12 protein-coding genes are annotated in these 15,265 nt (G+C 73.7%); 2 read left to right on the top strand and 10 right to left on the bottom strand.

Annotated features, from left to right (window positions below):
* Window positions 1-24: 24 nt before the first annotated feature.
* From OCT49_RS29865 to lanL, 4 genes are all read right to left on the bottom strand, one after another.
* Window positions 25-144, bottom strand: a complete 120-nt coding sequence (locus tag OCT49_RS29865; protein WP_222872279.1) for an ALQxL family class IV lanthipeptide — start codon at window positions 142-144, stop codon at window positions 25-27.
* A gap of 83 nt (window positions 145-227) precedes the next feature.
* Window positions 228-347, bottom strand: coding sequence for an ALQxL family class IV lanthipeptide (locus tag OCT49_RS29860; protein WP_283854906.1), 120 nt, complete (start codon window positions 345-347; stop codon window positions 228-230).
* A 54-nt stretch (window positions 348-401) separates the two neighbouring features.
* Window positions 402-2,192, bottom strand: a complete 1,791-nt coding sequence (locus tag OCT49_RS29855; RefSeq protein WP_283854905.1) for a S9 family peptidase — start codon at window positions 2,190-2,192, stop codon at window positions 402-404.
* The gene (gene lanL / locus OCT49_RS29850) at window positions 2,189-5,038 is read right to left on the bottom strand and encodes a class IV lanthionine synthetase LanL (RefSeq protein WP_283854904.1); all 2,850 of its coding nucleotides are present in this window, start codon (window positions 5,036-5,038) and stop codon (window positions 2,189-2,191) included. Before lanL ends, OCT49_RS29855 begins: the two co-directional genes overlap by 4 nt.
* Window positions 5,039-5,421: 383 nt before the next feature.
* On the opposite strand from lanL, the gene OCT49_RS29845 reads away from it, so the two are divergent.
* Together OCT49_RS29845 and OCT49_RS29840 are read left to right on the top strand one after the other, a co-directional pair.
* Entirely contained in the window at window positions 5,422-6,543 is a 1,122-nt protein-coding gene (locus tag OCT49_RS29845; RefSeq protein WP_283854903.1) for a sensor histidine kinase, read from the top strand.
* Window positions 6,531-7,181, top strand: a complete 651-nt coding sequence (locus OCT49_RS29840; RefSeq protein WP_283854902.1) for a response regulator — start codon at window positions 6,531-6,533, stop codon at window positions 7,179-7,181. Before OCT49_RS29845 ends, OCT49_RS29840 begins: the two co-directional genes overlap by 13 nt.
* Window positions 7,182-7,292: 111 nt before the next feature.
* On the opposite strand, the gene OCT49_RS29835 is transcribed toward OCT49_RS29840, so the two are convergent.
* The 6 genes from OCT49_RS29835 to OCT49_RS29810 all read right to left on the bottom strand — a co-directional run bounded on the left by OCT49_RS29835 (window position 7,293) and on the right by OCT49_RS29810 (window position 15,125).
* On the bottom strand, window positions 7,293-7,946 hold the full coding sequence (locus OCT49_RS29835; protein ID WP_283854901.1) for a GNAT family N-acetyltransferase: 654 nt from the start codon (window positions 7,944-7,946) through the stop codon (window positions 7,293-7,295).
* Window positions 7,947-8,004: 58 nt separating this feature from the next.
* A complete protein-coding gene (locus tag OCT49_RS29830; RefSeq protein WP_502963430.1) occupies window positions 8,005-9,834 on the bottom strand; it encodes a CocE/NonD family hydrolase in 1,830 nt (609 codons plus the stop codon).
* Window positions 9,835-10,013: 179 nt separating this feature from the next.
* Window positions 10,014-10,958 carry a S66 peptidase family protein gene (locus OCT49_RS29825; RefSeq protein ID WP_283854899.1) on the bottom strand — a complete coding sequence of 315 codons (945 nt, stop codon included), beginning with the start codon at window positions 10,956-10,958 and terminating at the stop codon, window positions 10,014-10,016.
* On the bottom strand, window positions 10,955-12,934 hold the full coding sequence (locus OCT49_RS29820) for a dipeptidyl-peptidase 5 (RefSeq protein ID WP_283854898.1): 1,980 nt from the start codon (window positions 12,932-12,934) through the stop codon (window positions 10,955-10,957). The genes OCT49_RS29825 and OCT49_RS29820 overlap by 4 nt, the downstream gene beginning before the upstream one ends.
* Window positions 12,935-12,955: 21 nt before the next feature.
* Entirely contained in the window at window positions 12,956-14,299 is a 1,344-nt protein-coding gene (locus OCT49_RS29815) for a M20/M25/M40 family metallo-hydrolase (protein ID WP_283854897.1), read from the bottom strand.
* The gene (locus OCT49_RS29810) at window positions 14,292-15,125 is read right to left on the bottom strand and encodes a M55 family metallopeptidase (RefSeq protein WP_283854896.1); all 834 of its coding nucleotides are present in this window, start codon (window positions 15,123-15,125) and stop codon (window positions 14,292-14,294) included. The genes OCT49_RS29815 and OCT49_RS29810 overlap by 8 nt, the downstream gene beginning before the upstream one ends.
* Between the last annotated feature and the right edge of the window lie 140 nt (window positions 15,126-15,265).

The raw sequence follows: 15,265 nt of genomic DNA, 5'->3' as shown, positions 1-15,265 counted from the left end.
GCGGACACGCCCGGCACCGGTGCACTACTGCTGCTCGATGCTGGTGATCGTGCAGGTCCAGGTGCAGGTGCGGGTGCAGCCGGCCAGGGCGACGGCCTCCTCGCCCTCGAGGGTCTGCAGCTCGTCCACGTCGATGGTCATCATGGTGCTTTCCTTTCGTCGATGAGAGGTCGTTGCCGTACGGGTGCGGCAGCCGGGCGCGGTCACCGACCGGTGCCGCCGGTGCGTCACTGCTGCTGCTCGATGCTGGTGATGCGACAGGTCCAGGTGCAGGTGATGCCGCAGGCGGCCAGGGCAACCGCCTCCTCGCTCTCCAGCGTCTGGAGCTCGTCCACGTCGATGGTCATGGTGTTTCACCTCCTGTCACGGGTGGTTGCGGTACACCGCCGGGGCCGGCGGTGTCACACGGTCGCGTGGGCGGCCGTGAGATCGGGGGCGGGCCGCGCGGTGGCCGCGGGTCCGGGGGTCAGGAACGTCACCAGCCGGTCGGTGAGTGCGGCTCCGGCACGCTCCTGGAGGAGGTCGTGGCCGACGCCCGCGCCTTCGAGGCAGGCGAAGTGGGTGTGCTCCACGCGCCCCGCCTCGATGAGCCGTTTCCGCAGCCGCCGGGTCTCCTCCACCGGTACGAGGGGGTCGTCGGTGCCGTGGACGACGAGCAGCGGCACCCTGATGCGGTGGGCGAGCAACTCGACGTCGCGGGGCCCGAGTTCGTCGTCCGGCGGTGTGCCCAGGCCGTGCCGCTCGATCAGGGCGCGCACGGCCGGTGTCGCCCGTTCGTACAGTCCCCGGGCGGACAGGAAGGGCGCGGCCGCCGCGCACCGGGACCAGGCGTGGGGGTCGGCGCACACGGCCAGCAGGGCGAGGAAGCCGCCGTAGCTGACGCCCAGGAGGGCGGGGGGCTGCGCGCCGGGCGGCCGGTGCTCCGTCAGCGTCCTCACCAGTGCGCGGATGTCCGCGAGGTCGGGGACCCCCCAGGCGCCGTGCACGGCCGAGGTGTGCGCCCGGCCGTAGCCCGTGCTGCCGCGCTGGTTGGGTGCCACCACGGCGGTCCCGGCCTCGGAAAGCCGGTGCAGCACCGGGTGGAAGCCCAGGGTCCAGGCGTCCTCCGGTCCGCCGTGCAGGGCGACGGTCACGGTGTCCGCGGTGCGCCAGTCGCCGAGGCAGACGGCCTCGAACCCGCCGTCGGGCGTGTCGAACCATTCGGTGCGGGCGGCGGGGGCGGGCGGGGGCAGTGTTCCCTGCCGTGCGGGGTCGTCCGGGACGGTCACGAGGTCTGCGGGGCGGGCGGGGTTGGCGTACACGACGTGCAGGCCGTGCTCGTTCCATCCGGCGGCCGGGTGGACGGCTCCGGCGGGCAGCCGGGTGGGGGACGGCCGGTCGTCGGCGACGTCGTAGCGGAACAGGCGTGCCGCGGCCCCCTTGGTGACCCGCAGGGCCACGCGTTCGCCCGCCGGGTCGGCGGCGAGCGGGAACACCGAGCCGTCGAGCGAGTTGAGCCGTTCGGGGAAGTTCAGGGCGGTGCGGCCGTCGACGGTGGTGCGGCCGATCCGCAGCCGCCCGTCCCCGGGGTCGCTCGCGGTCAGCAGCAGCCCCGAGCGCGGGGCCGACAGCAGGACCCGGTGGATGTGCCCGCCCTCGGGCAGCAGGAACCCTCCCCAGGTCGCCTCCCGGAGGTTCAGGACGACCGGGCGGCATCCGCCTGCCCGGCCGAGGTCGGTGACGTACCGGATGCCCTCCTCGTCCAGCGGCAGGAGGCCGGTGATGCGGCCGGGCAGCATCACCGGATGGGCCAGGCGCAGGGGTTCGTTCCTGACCTGCCACACCCGGGTGCGGCCTCCCGCGTCGGTCTCCACGGCGAGGGCGAGGGTGTCCGGCGGGCCGCCCGGGACCAGCCGCAGTCCCCGGGCGGCGATCGTCGTGGCCGGGCCGGCCCCGCCGTCGGGGCCGGTCAGGGCGAGCCGGTGGCGTCCGCTGCCCACCGCGCTGCGCAGCAGCAGCAGTTCGCCGTCGTCGGTCGGCAGGACCTGGGTCGCCGTGGACTCGGTGGAGGTGCCCTCCCGGTACCGCGGCGACGTGCCGCCCAGGTCCCAGCGGGCCGGGACGAACCCGCCCTCCGCGGTGCTCACCAGGCAGGCCGCGTGGCGTGCCCGGGCCGAGAACCGGAAGCTGATCCGGTCGGGCGGGCGCGTCATGCCGCACCGGCCGCGAGCGGGAGGTCCGGTCCGGCGGGGGCGGTCGGTGCCGGGGGGTCCGGCATCCAGAGCCGGGGGCCGCCGTCGCGCAGGCGCAGGAGCATGCCGAGGGTTCCGGCGAGTCCCGTCTGGTAGCCGGCGACGACCGCCTCCAGCGATTCGTCGGGGACGACCAGGAGTCCGTCCCTGAGCACGGTCCGGGTGCGGATGCACTGCGCCAGTTCCCGGGCCAGGTCCCGGTAGTGGGGCTCGCCGAGGGCCGCGGCCATGTCCAGGAGGAACTCCGCGTTGCCGGCCAGCCCGTGGCAGGCGGCGGGCGAGGAGAACCACATCGCGCGTCGCACCCCCGCCGCGGCGAGCACGGCGGTGTCCCGGTGGCGGGCGTCGCCGGTGGTCCGCCACAGCCGGATCAGGAAGGTGCCGATGCCGGAGGAGCCGCTGCACCAGTGGGTCTGTCCGGTCACGCCGTCGGCGATGCGGTCCCCGGCCGCCCACCGGGCCTGCCCGTCGGCGACCCGGGCGAGCGTCACGAGGGTGTCGCCGGCCGTGCGGGCCGCCCGGAGGAAGTCCTCCCGGCCGGTGGCGGTCCCGGCGGCCAGCAGGAAGGCGCCGATGCCCGCGATGCCGTGGGCGAACCCGTAGTGGCGGGCCCCGGCGAGGTTCGAATCGAAGGTGGCGGGGACCGGCCAGATCACTCCGGCGGGGTGGTCCTCGGCGGCGGCGAGGAGCGTCTTCGCGCAGGCGGCCGCCCGGTCGAGGAACTCCGGGTCGCCGGTGGTCCGCCAGAAGTGCAGCTGGGCCATGCCCGCCCCGGCCGTCCCGTGGCAGATGTCCGGGTTGGGCCAGTCGACGGGGACGGTACGGGCCAGCGCGGCCGCCTCCGCCTCCGCCGTCTCGTCGCCGAGCAGGCGGGCCGCGTCCAGCAGGGCCCAGGCGGTGCCGGAGCGGCCGAAGTGCAGCCCCGGCAGGGTCGTCCCGTCGGCGGCCCGTCCGGCGGACGGATCGGCCAGCCGCTCGCGGATCCACTGCGTCAACTCCGCCGTTCCGTCGCGCAGTTGAGCGTCGCCGCCGGTCGCGGCGGCCCGGGTGAGGACCGCCAGGACCCCGGCCGCGCCGTACTGCACGTTCAGCGGGTCGGTGGTGGCCCCGAAGCCGTTGATCGGCCAGAGGTGCCCTCCGGTGCCGCTGCCCCGGGTGCGGAGCAGGTACGCGAGGCCGTCGGAGATCAGCCGGTCGCGTTCCTCGTCGGCGATGCGCAGGCCGGGGTCGGCGGCGGGGCCGGGGTCGGGGGCGGCGGGGCCGGGGTCAGGGGCGGCGAGTGCCTCCCGGACCCGGGTGAGGTCCCACCGTTCGGCGGGGTCGGCGGCACAGAGCGCGAGCAGCAGGGGGAGCAGCGGGCGGGCCCAGGGGTGGTCGGCCACCGCGAGGGTGATCAGCGCGTCCGTGCGGTCGCCGGCCGGGCGCTCGTCGGGGACGAGGAGCATGTCCACACCCGCCACCAGGTGCAGCAGCACGGCTCCGAGGCCGTAGAGGTCCCCTTCGTACTCGGGGGCGGTGGGTTCGTAGTCGACCAGGGAGCTGATCTCGGGGCCGGCGTAGCCCGGCGTGTACCCGCGGCGGACCGGGACGCCCTGCCGGGCCAGGTACTCGACGTCGATCAGGCGCACCTCGCCGTCGGGGGTGACCATGAGGTTGTTCGGGGAGAGGTCCCGCAGCACGTGGCCGGTGCCGTGGACCCCTTCGACGATGTCCACCACCTGCCGTGCCAGGTCCAGGAATTCCGCCATGTCCCGCACCGGCCGCTCCGGCATCCGCTCGCGCAGGGTCTGTCCCGGGACGCGTTCCTGGACGAGGAAGAGGTTCCCGCCCTGGGAGAAGAGGTCGATCCTGGCCGGGGTGAAGCCCAGCGGCGCCATCAGGTCCAGCAGCTCGGCCTCGTGGCGCAGGGTGTCCTGGAGGTCGGTGCCGTCCATGCGCACCCCCACGTGCGGGCGGGCCTCCTTGACGACCACCTCCCGGCCGGTGTCGCGGTCGGTGGCGAGGTAGACGCCGCCCTTGTAGGCGTGCCGGATCGCCCTGCTGACGACGTAGCGGTCGTTGAGCAGCACCACCGGCTTCTTCCGGGGGGACTTCGCCGGCGCCGGGGCCCCGGCGGAAACCGGCGGCCCGGCCGGGGACTTGGCCGGGGACTGGGCGGGGGCCGGTGGTTTCGCGGGGTCCGGATCGTCGGGGAACGGCGGCGGGGCCCAGTCCGGCGTGGTCGGCCACGCCTGGCGCCGGTCCTTCTCCAGCCCCCCGTCGGGCCGGCGGAGCCTGACGTCCGCGTCGCCGTCGTTGGTCATGGTGCGCACGCCGCGGAACACCCCGTAGCGGTAGTGGACGAGGCTGTCGGGGCGGTAGCGCCGGTCGGAGAGGATACCGGGGCCCCGGAGCCCGAAGGTCGCCCCGTGCAGCCGCCGCGCGAGCCGGCGGAAGTGGTCCGGGTCGTCGGGGTACACGGTGATGAACTTGCCGCCGCCGCCCCGGTCCGCCCGGCCGCCCGTCAGCTCGGCGACGCGTTCCACGCTGCCCGCGAACTTGAACGAGGCCCGCTCCTCGATCAGCACCTCGGACGCCGCCGCCAGCACCAGGGCCGCGGACAGCGGGGTGGCCGACAGATGCAGCTTCCAGCCCTGCTCGGGGCCGCGGTGGCCCCGGGGGCGGACCGAGCACCAGAAGTCGCCCCGGTCGACGGCCCATCCGGTCGCGCCGCGCCGGTGCAGTACGCCCTCGACGATTCCGGGCAGCAGGGTGGTACTCACCACGAAGTACCCATCGGCGCCGGGTGCCTGGCCATCAGCGGTCACGGGTTTTCCTTCCGGGTGCGGCATCGAGGTGCGCGGGAGCGGTCGGACTGCCACGGGAGGAGGCGGGAGGGCGGCCGGGAGCCGGCCGGGGCTGCCCGCGCGGTGCCGGGGCGTGATGGTCCGGTCCGGCGGCCGACTGGCCGGGAAGCGCTGTTCCTGAGAGGTCGTCCACATCACCTGATGAGGAGTCAACTACGGGAGTATCAGAACTGTTCGGGCAAAATGATCAGCTTTCTGCATTTCTCGGAGAGCGCTCGCGCGGCCGCGCATATGGTGGCCGTGAGGCGCCCCCTGACCGCCATGGGTGACGTTAACGGTGCACCGAGGGATCGGTGTACCACCCGTTCTGGGGGGTTGCGGACAGCGAACGGGAAGGCATGTACATGGATGAAACCGGGCTCCACCGTGCACAGACCTCCATGGTTCTGGCCACGTCCCTCTACCGGGGCAGTCATCTCGTCGCCGGGATCGCCGGCGTCGTCCAGCATCAGTGGAATCGCCCGGTCCAGTGGCTGATCCTGGCCGCGGCCCTGTCCTCCAGCGCCGTGGTCCACACAACTGCCAGGCGGAAGGGGCGACTTGTTCCCCGTTCGGTCTGGATCGACGTGATCGTGGTCGGCTGCCTGCTCCCGTTCTGCGCCTACTTATGGGGCGGGGAGCACACTCCCGCCTCGATCGCCTGGGTCATGCTGCTGGGCGGATCGTCGGCGGCCATGGCGGCCGCGGCCTTCCCCATCCGGCTGGTCGTCGTCGCCACCGCGCTCCTGGTGGCGACGCACCTGGCCGGGTACCTGCTGGTCGGCGCCGACGCGGCCGTGACCGGAGGGCATCTGAACGCCCTGGTCTTCTCGGCCGTCGTCTCCGGGGTGCTCTGGTGGTACTTCCGCAGGCAGGGCGCCCTTCTCGACGCCGCCAACGAGCGGGCGCTGGCCGCGGAGGCGCACCGCGCCAGGTACGCGGAGCGGATCTCCCACCACCAGGCGCTGCACGACACGGTCCTCGCCACCCTGACCGCCATCTCCGGCGGCGGCATCGACGCCAACACCCCCGAGATGCGGCGAAGATGCGCCCGCGAGGCGGCCTATCTGCGACGGCTGGTCGAGCAGACGGACGACCAGGGGACCGACTCGGAGCTCCTCGCCGCGCTGGAGGAGTCGGTGCGGGCCGCGGAGGCGCTGGGGCTGCAGGTGACCGCCCGGTACCACGAACCGCCCAGGGTGCCCGGCGACGTGGCCCTGCCCTTCGCCCGGGCCGTGACCGAGGCGTTGAACAACGTCCGCTGCCACGCGGGCACCGGCCACGCCTATCTGACGGTCACCGGGGACTCCGGCCGGCTGGTGGTCACCGTGGTCGACCGGGGGCGGGGATTCGAGCCCGGGAGCGGCGGCGGGGGCCTCGGCCTCACCCGTTCCGTGCACGAGCGGATGCGCGGCATAGGGGGCCACGCGACCGTGGACAGCGCTCCCGGCGAGGGTGTGAGCGTGGAGCTGAGATGGCCGAGGTGATCACCGTCGCCGTGGTCGACGACGACCGGATGCTGCTCGACGGAATCCGGTCCTGGCTGGCCGGGGTACCGGGGCTGCGGCTCGTGGGCTGCGCCTGCACGGTGGACGAGCTGCTCGACGGGCGGCGGGAGCGGGCCGACGTCGTCCTGCTGGACCTCGTCCTGCGCGACGGGCGTCCGTCGGCCGAGAACATCCGCCGGCTGCGGGAGGCCGGCAGCCGGGTGCTGATGATCAGTGTGGTGCCGGACCGCGACCGGATCGTGGCCGCCATCGCGGACGGCGCCGACGGCTACCTCACCAAGGACCACGACCTGTCCGTCCTCGTCGAGGCGATCGAGGAGGTCGCCGCCGGGGGCACTGCGCACTCCCCGGAACTGGCCTTCGCCTGGGCCTGCGACCAGGGCATCCGCCCGAAGCTCTCGCCGAAGGAACGCGAGGTGCTCGTGTGCTACGCCTCCGGGCTCACCCTCAAGGCCACCGCCCGCCGGGCCGGGATCACCGCCAACACCGCGAAGTACTACCTGGACCGGGTCAAGGCCAAGTACCAGGACGCCGGACGGCCGACCTACACCAAGATCGACCTGGCCCTGCGGGTCCGGGAGGACGGCTGGATGCACCCCGGCGTCCCCCCGACCTGAGCCCTCTCCCCCGGCCCGCGCCGCCGGCCGTCCGGCCGGTGGACATCTGGTCGCCGGCCGTCCGGCCTGCGGAGATCCGGCCCGTGGCCGTCCGGCCGCCCCGTCGGACGGCTACGGGCGCCGCGCCCCCGTCGGCGGGTTCCCGGGGCTCTCCGGGGCGAGCATCTCGGCCGTGATCGCCCATCGTTCGTGGTCGCGCCAGGCCCCGTCGATGAAGAGGAAGTCGGGCGAGAATCCCTCCAGACGGAAACCGGCCCGGCGGACGAGGGCGATCGAGGCCTCGTTGCCGGGCTGGATGTTGGCTTCGAGCCGGTGCAGGCCGAGCGGTCCGAAGGCGTGCCGCAGGACCAGGTCCAGCCCTTCGCCCATCAGGCCGCGCCCCGCCGCGTGGGCGAAGGCGCCGTAGCCGAGCGCGCCGCAGCGGAACGCGCCGGTGACGATGTTGTTGATGTTGATGAACCCCGCGATCCCGCCGACGGCTCCGCCCGCGGCACCCCCTGTGCCTCCGGCGTCCCCTGCGTCCCCGACTCCCCCTGCGCCTCCGGCGTTCTCGCGTTCGCAGACGAGGAAGCCCGCCCGGGCGGGGTCGTCGATCAGCCGGTCCGCGTAGGCGGCGTACGCGCGGGTGTCGACGGGCGGGAAGAGCCAGGGGTGGTGCAGGTCCCGGCTCTCCCTCGCCCGGACGGTGAACTCTTCGGCATCCGCCCGGGTGAGGGGGCGGATCAGCACGCGGCGCCCCGGGGCCGGGCGGTCGGTCTCGGACATCCGGCCAGCCTAAGGGCTGCCTCGTGGACCCTGGGGGTCCGGCGCCCCGCGGGCCGTCTCACCCCACCCGGTCGCCGACCACCGGCAGTTCCAGTACGCCGGTGTCCCCGGGGGCGTTGACCACCGTGACCGGCTTGATCCCGCGGTTGCCCACGTAGGCGGTGTCGCTCGCCGCGATCACGAACTCGAGCCGGTGGCCCGCCTCGTACCGGTGGACGATGCCCGGCAGTCGCACGGTGAACGGCCGGGTGACGTCCGGGACCCGGACCGGGGCCACGAGCCGGTTGACCAGCGTCCTGCCGCCGTCCGGGGCGACGTCGTAGATCTTGGCGAACAGGACGAGCTTGTCGGCGGCGTCCCCGCTGTTCTGCACCCGTTCCGTCCTCGGCGAGACGACCTTCAGGGTGGCCCTCGGCGCGCCGACGACATCGACGGCGGAGGGCAGCGGGGCGCTGGTCCAGCCGAGGTAGGTGCCCTTGGTGTCGTACGGCCGGGAGTCGGGCAGGCCGAGCAGTCCGGCGAGGGAGCTCTCCGAATGGCTGGTCGGGACGAGCCAGTTGGTGTACTGGCGGCTGCCCCGGGCCACCTCGGACCGCTCGTCGACGAGTTTGCCGTCGCCGGACAGGTACAGCTTCCGCGAGAGGGCCGGTACGGAGGACGCCGTGCCGTAGCCGCTTTGCCAGTCGCGGTAGTAGGCGAAGTCGGGTCCGGTGTCGGCGTTCCGGTCGTGCCGGAGGTAGCGGTCGAACCAGGCCAGGACGCGCTGTCCGACGTAGCTGGTCTCCAAGTTGCCCTGTTTCAGGTCGAGTTCACCGGGCGCCTGGCCGCCGCTGTGTCCCCAGGCCTGCCAGATCATCTTGGTGGTGGTGCCCCGCGCCTTGAGGGCCTCGTACGTGGCGGTGGCCTCGTTCAGGTTGAACAGGCTGTCGGCCTGGCCCTGGACGAGGAGCGTGGGCGCCTCGACCCGGCTCAGGTAGTCGACGGGCGAGACGCTGCGCGCGTAGGCGAGCATCCTCGCCGTCCGGTCCGCGGGATAGCGGCCGGAGTTGAGCAGCTGGATGGTGTCGCACGCCCGGGACGCGAAGTGGAGGCAGGTGAGGTTGTTGAACCGGGACGGGTCGAGGCTCGCGTTCAGTACCGTCTGCCCCTCCCCCATCAGGTAGAAGCCGTTGGTCCACTGCCACTTGAAGACCCCGGCGGTGTCGGACGAGACGCCCTTGCGCGTACCGGCGTTGTTCGGGGCGAGCGCGTAGGCCAGGTCGTTCCAGGTGACCAGCGGCACGAGGGCGTCGACGCGGCGGTCGACGGACGCGGCGGCCATCTGGACGGCGCCGCCGTAGGAGCCGCCGATCATGCCGACCCTGGGGTCGCCGGCGCCGTCCCGGGTGACGAAGTCCGCCCGGGTGCCGTCGTCGGCGGCGCGGGTGCCGGCGAGGAAGTCGATCAGGGCGGTGGCCGCCCGGCCGTCGACGGCCGGGTCGTCGAGGGTGATCAGACAGCCCGACTTGCCGAATCCGAGCCCGGAGTAGACCAGGCCGACGTAGCCGCGGGAGGCGACCGCCCTGCCGATGGCGTCGGTCGTGCCGTCCGTCTTGCTGCCGCCGAACCCGTTGGTGGCGAGCACGGCGGGGGCCGGGCGCCGCGCGTCGGTCCCGGTGGGGCGGTACAGGTCGGCGTCGACGGTGCACGACTTCCCGTCCACCCGCGTCGTGAACGTCAGCGGGGTGACGGTGTACGGGGCGGTTCCGTCGGCGCTCGCCCGTCCCGCCCCGGCGAGGAGGAGGGGTGCGACGAGCGCGGCCGAGGCCAGGTACACGGCCGGCTTCCGGGACGGTGCCCGGTGACCGGACCGGGTGCGGGGAACAGCACGTGACACGAGGACCTCCACAGCGAGGGCGCCTTACCAGCCGGTAAGTGCTGGGCGGCGCTCATGCTGTGACATGCGTCATAGTGCTGTCAACGCTCCGGACGGCGTTTCCTGAATGCCGCTCAACTTCTTCGCCGTTCGGTCCGGTTCGGTTCCGTTTCCTCGCCGTTCGGGGCCGTTTTCCCACCCTTCGGTACGGTTCAGGCCAGGGCCGGTACCTGCGTGGTGAGCGTGGCGGGGCCGCCGTCGGCCGGGGCGTCCAGCACGGCGAGCACGCCGAGCGGGATCGTGAGAGCCGTCGGTCCGTGCCCGAAGCCCAGTTCCTCGACGACGGGGACGCCCAGCGGGCCGAGCCGGTCCAGGAGGACGGCCCGCACCTCCTCGTACGGGCCGCATCCCGCCCAGGAGCCGCAGGCCACCCCGGCCACCCCGGCCAGGGCCCCGGAGCGCAGCAGCTGGGTGAGGATGCGGTCGATGCAGTACGGGTCCTCGGTGGTGTCCTCGATCACCAGCAGGCCGCCCCGGGCGGAGGTCCGGGCGTGCGGCGTCCCGATGTCGGCGGCGAGCAGGCTCACACAGCCGCCGTACGTGACGCCCCGGGCGCGACCGGGCACCAGCGCCCCGGCGCCGGGCAGACCGAGGGTCCGCACCGTCTCGGGCTCGAACAGGGTGGCCCGCAGGGACTCCTGGGTGTCCGGGTCCTTGAGGAAGGTCTCGGTGGCCGCCATCGGGCCGTGCAGCGTCACGATCCCCAGGTGCCGGGCGAACGCCTCGTGGAGCACGGTGATGTCGCTGTACCCGACGAACACCTTCGGGCCGGCGGCGCGCATCGCCGCCCAGTCGACCAGGTCGACCATCCGGTGCGCGCCGTATCCGCCGCGGGCGCAGATCACCGCGTCCACGGACGGATCGCACCACGCCTCCTGGAGCCCCCGGGCGCGTGCCGCGTCCGCACCGCCCAGGTAGTCCAGCTCCGGGTGGACGTCGCGCACGTGGGGGGCCTCGACGGGTTCGAGGCCCCAGCCGCGCAGGACGTCGAGCCCGGCCTCCAGCCGTTCGGCGGGCACCGGCCCGCTCGGGGCCACGACGGCGACCCGCGCTCCGGGGCGCAGCCGGGCCGGGCGGGTCAGGGGAGCGAGGGTCACTTCTTCAGCTCCACCGTCGGTACGTCGGGGTGTTCGATCCCGAAGGTCTGGGCGTACAGGGAGAGTTCGGCCTCCAGGGCCCGGATCATGGTGTCGGCGCGCCGGAACCCGTGCCCCTCCCCCTCGAAGGTGAGGTAGGCGTGCGGGATGCCGCGTCCCTCGAGGGCGGCGAGGAAGCGTTCGCACTGGACGGGCGGGCAGATCGGGTCGTCGAGTCCCTGGAGCAGCACGAAGGGGGTGGCCAGCCGTTCGGTGCGGCTGATCGGCGACCGTTCGCGGTAGCGGTCGGGGACGTCGGCGAGCGGGCCCACCAGGGACTCCAGGTACTGCGACTCGAAGTCGTGGGTCTCGTCGGTGCCCCAGCCGGTCAGGTCGAGGATGGGGTAGATGATCGTCCCGCAGGCGTAGACGTCGGTGCCGGTCAGCGAGGCGGCGGTGGTCCAGCCGCCGGCGCTGCCGCCCCGGATGGCGAGCCGGTTCCGGTCGGCCGTGCCCTCGGCTGCCAGGGCCTCGGCGACGGCCGCGCAGTCCTCGACGTCGACGACGCCCCACTGTTCGCGCAGCCGGTTGCGGTAGGCCCTGCCGTAGCCGGTGGAGCCGCCGTAGTTCACCTCGGCGACGCCGATGCCGCGCGAGGTGAAGTAGGCGATCTCCAGGTCGAGCACGAGCGCGGCGTGTCCGGTGGGACCTCCGTGCGCCCAGATCACGTAGGGCGGCAGTTCGCCCTCGGGGCCGGTCCGTTCGGGGTTGCGCGGCGGGTAGAGGTGGGCGTGGATCTCGCGTCCGTCGGGCCCGGTGAAGGTGCGTTCCTCGGGGCGCGGGCAGTACGCGGGGTCGACGACGTCCTCGTGCGGGGCGCCGATGACCCGGGTGCGGCCGGTCATGGTGTCCAGTTCCACGACCTCGTACGCGCTGTGCGGGCTCGCCGCGATGCCGACGACCCGGCTGCCGTGCACGGCGAGGGTCTCGGCCCATTCGGTCCAGGGGCCGACGACGTCGACGAGTTCGCCGCTCTGCGGGTCGAGGATGCCGAGCGTGGTGGCGCCCCTGCCGTGGACGGTGGCGATCAGGCCGTTCTCCAGGGGCCGGAACCAGCTGAGGCCGATCTTCCAGAGCGGGCCGGAGAACTCCTCCTCGCGGGGGCAGAGCGCGACCGCGCCCCGGTCCGGGTCGGCGCGGTAGAGGTTCCACCAGCCGCTGCGGTCGCTGGCGAACAGGAGCCGGCCGTCGGTGTCCCACTCGATCTGCGGAACCGATTCCTCGGGGCCGCCGCAGAAGCGGCGCGGGTCGGCGAAGGTGCCGTCGTCGGTGACGTCCGCGAGCATCACCTCGGTGCCGTCCCACGGCATCCGCGGGTGGTCCCAGACGATCCAGGCCGCCCGCCGCCCGTCGGGCGAGAGCTTCGGGCCGGTGACGAACCGGTGACCGTCGTCGGTGAGTTCGCGCACCGCCGACCGGTCGTCGGCCGCCGATCCGTCCAGCGGGACGGCGGCGATCACCCGGCGCAGATCGGTGGGGCCCTCGCCGGTGAACTCCTCCAGGACGCACCAGACCTCGCCCCGGTCGAGGTGGATCTGCGGGTCCACCCAGCGCAGCCCGCCGCCGACGGCCGAGACCGGCGTGAGCGGCCGGGGCGCGTCGGGGCCGTCGGGAGCGTGGACGTACAGCCGCTGGTCGGCGAAGTCGACGAAGACGACCAGCGGACCGCCCTCGGCGCGTTCGGCCCCGGCCCAGGGCCGGCCGCCGTACTCGATGACCCGGCTCCGTACGTTCCAGGGCGCGGGCAGCACGCAGTCGGTGCTCCCGTCGGCCCGGCGGCGGATCAGGGCGCGGCGGCCCGCCTCCGCGGGGCGCGGCTCCGTCCACCACACCTCCTCGCCGATGGTGCCGGCGTACTCCGGGCGTCCGTCGCGCGAGGCGGCGAGCGCGGCGTCGATCGGCGACGGCCAGGTTCCGTGGGCCCCGGTGGGCAGCATGGTCGTTTCCCCCTGTTGCGGTCAGGCCGTGCGCAGATAGTGGTCGAGAACGCGGACGCCGAAGTGCAGGGCCTCCACGGGGACGCGTTCGTCGACGCCGTGGAACAGCGCCTGGTAGTCGAAGCCGACGGGCAGTTTCAGCGGCGAGAAGCCGTAGCCGGTGATGCCCAGCCGGGAGAACTGCTTGGCGTCCGTGCCGCCGGACATGCAGTACGGCACGACGTGGCCGGCCGGGTCGAAGCGTTCGATCGCGGCGCGCAGTTTCGCGAAGGTCGGCGAGTCGACCGGGGCCTGCAGCGGCACTTCGCGGTGGTGGAACTCCCAGTCGACGTGGGGGCCGGTCAGCCGGTCCAGGGTGGTGCGGAACTCGTCCTCGCCGCCGGGGAGCATCCGGCCGTCGACGAAGGCGGTGGCGTGGCCCGGGATCACGTTGACCTTGTACCCGGCCTCCAGCATGGTCGGGTTGGAGCTGTTGCGGACGGTCGGCCGGACCAGGTCGGCGGCGGGGCCGAGCTTGTCGAGGAGTTCGTCGACGTCGAAGCCGGGGGCGTCCAGGTCGGGGCGGATGCCGTGCAGGGCGGCGATCTCGGTGAGCGCGGCCCGGACGGTGGGGGTGAGCCGGACCGGCCAGGTGTGCTCGCCGATCCGGGCGACGGCCGCGGCGAGCCTGCTGACGGCGTTGTCCTTGTTGACCTTGGAGCCGTGTCCCGCCCTGCCGTGCGCGGTGAGCTTCAGCCAGGCGGTGCCGCGCTCGCCCGCGGCGATCGGGTAGAGCGACAGGTCCGGTCCGGCGTGGAAGGTGAAGGCGCCGGATTCGCTGATGCCCTCGGTGCACCCCTCGAAGAGCGCGGCGTGCCGGTCGGCGAGGAAGCCGGAGCCGTCGTCGGCGCTGGCCTCCTCGTCGGCGGTGTACGCGACGACGATGTCGCGGCGGGGCCGGACGCCGGTGCGCGCCCAGGCGCGGACGACGGCCAGGACCATCGCGTCCATGTTCTTCATGTCGATGGCGCCGCGCCCCCAGACCACCCCGTCGCGGACCTCGCCGGAGAAGGGGTGCACGGTCCAGTCGGCCGCCTCGGCCGGGACCACGTCGAGGTGGCCGTGCACGAGCAGGGCGTCGGCGGACGGGTCGGTGCCGGGGATCCGGGCCACCACGTTGGTGCGGCCGGGGGTGCGTTCCAGCAGGACGGGTTCCAGGCCGGCGTCGGCCAGCCGCTCCGCGACGTACTCGGCGGCCGGGCGTTCCCGGCATGCGCCGTCGCCGCGGTTGGTGGTGTCGATCCGGATCAGTTCGGAGGTGAACGTCACCGATTCGTCGAGCGCCCGCTGGTCGACGCTGTCCGGGAGGGCGGTCGTCTCAGCCATACTGTTCCTCCACGGCGGACGAGACGATCGTCGTCACCGCCTTGAACGTGCGGATTGCTTCGTACATCGTCGCGCTGGTGTAGGCGACGCGCCGTTCGCCGCTGGGGACCACGCCCGGGACGACGGTGGCCGCGCCCGCCAGGTGCTCGGCGTCGAACTCCAGCTCGATGGTGTGGGGGCCGCCCTTCGCCGGGGTGTGGCGCACGGCGAGCGCGGTGGCCTCCTTGGCCGCCGCACGGATGTCGGCGGCGGTACGGGCCGGGGTGCGGCAGACCGCGGCGTACCGCGAGACGTAGTCCTTCACGGCGACCTTGTGCGCCCGCGGGGCGTAGCCCTCCGCGTCCACGCAGGTCAGGTTGTCGCCGGTGACGAGGACCACGGGGACGCCGTACTCGGCCACGACGTGCGCGTTGAGCAGCCCCTCACTGGCCCGGCTGCCGTCGAGCCAGACGCCGGTGATGGAGTTCGCCAAATAGGTGTGGGCGAGGACCCCCTCGGCGCCGGCCCCGGTGTGGTAGCCGATGAAGGCGATGCCGTCGATGTCGCCGTGCTGGACGCCTTCGACCATGGACAGGGACTTGTGCCGGCCGGTGAGCATCTCGACCCGGTCGTCGAGCCGCTCCAGCAGCAGGTTGCGCATGGACCAGTGGGCCTCGTTGACGAGCACCTCGTCGGCGCCGCCGTCGTAGAAGCCGAGGGCCGCCGCGTTCACGTCGGAGGTGAACATGGCGCGACATCTCTCCCACTGGGGGCTGCCCGGCAGCACATCGGCGGGCCAGGTCACACCGGTGGCGCCTTCCATGTCCGCACTGATCAGGATCTTCATGCCGGGCCACGGTACGCGCCGGAGAACCGCCAGGCCAGAGCGCCGGACACGTTCAGAGGTCCAGTCCTCCGAAGGGAGCGAGACGCACACCCCGAACAGGTGCATCACGGACAACCGACCTCGCCCGGGGCGCGGTTCGC

Source organism: Streptomyces sp. ML-6, from assembly GCF_030116705.1.
GTDB lineage: Bacteria > Actinomycetota > Actinomycetes > Streptomycetales > Streptomycetaceae > Streptomyces.
The sequence above is the reverse complement of the archived record's forward strand: the minus strand, read 5'-3'. Positions and strand labels throughout refer to the sequence as shown.

What these genes read in the sequence shown, in the direction of transcription:
- OCT49_RS29865 (WP_222872279.1), bottom strand. Translation starts at nt 144, where the DNA reads ATGATGACCATCGACGTGGACGAGCTGCAGACCCTCGAGGGCGAGGAG.
- OCT49_RS29860 (WP_283854906.1), bottom strand. Translation starts at nt 347, where the DNA reads ATGACCATCGACGTGGACGAGCTCCAGACGCTGGAGAGCGAGGAGGCG.
- OCT49_RS29855 (WP_283854905.1), bottom strand. Translation starts at nt 2,192, where the DNA reads ATGACGCGCCCGCCCGACCGGATCAGCTTCCGGTTCTCGGCCCGGGCA.
- OCT49_RS29845 (WP_283854903.1), top strand. Translation starts at nt 5,422, where the DNA reads ATGGATGAAACCGGGCTCCACCGTGCACAGACCTCCATGGTTCTGGCC.
- OCT49_RS29840 (WP_283854902.1), top strand. Translation starts at nt 6,531, where the DNA reads ATGGCCGAGGTGATCACCGTCGCCGTGGTCGACGACGACCGGATGCTG.
- OCT49_RS29835 (WP_283854901.1), bottom strand. Translation starts at nt 7,946, where the DNA reads ATGTCCGAGACCGACCGCCCGGCCCCGGGGCGCCGCGTGCTGATCCGC.
- OCT49_RS29820 (WP_283854898.1), bottom strand. Translation starts at nt 12,934, where the DNA reads ATGCTGCCCACCGGGGCCCACGGAACCTGGCCGTCGCCGATCGACGCC.
- OCT49_RS29815 (WP_283854897.1), bottom strand. Translation starts at nt 14,299, where the DNA reads ATGGCTGAGACGACCGCCCTCCCGGACAGCGTCGACCAGCGGGCGCTC.
- OCT49_RS29810 (WP_283854896.1), bottom strand. Translation starts at nt 15,125, where the DNA reads ATGAAGATCCTGATCAGTGCGGACATGGAAGGCGCCACCGGTGTGACC.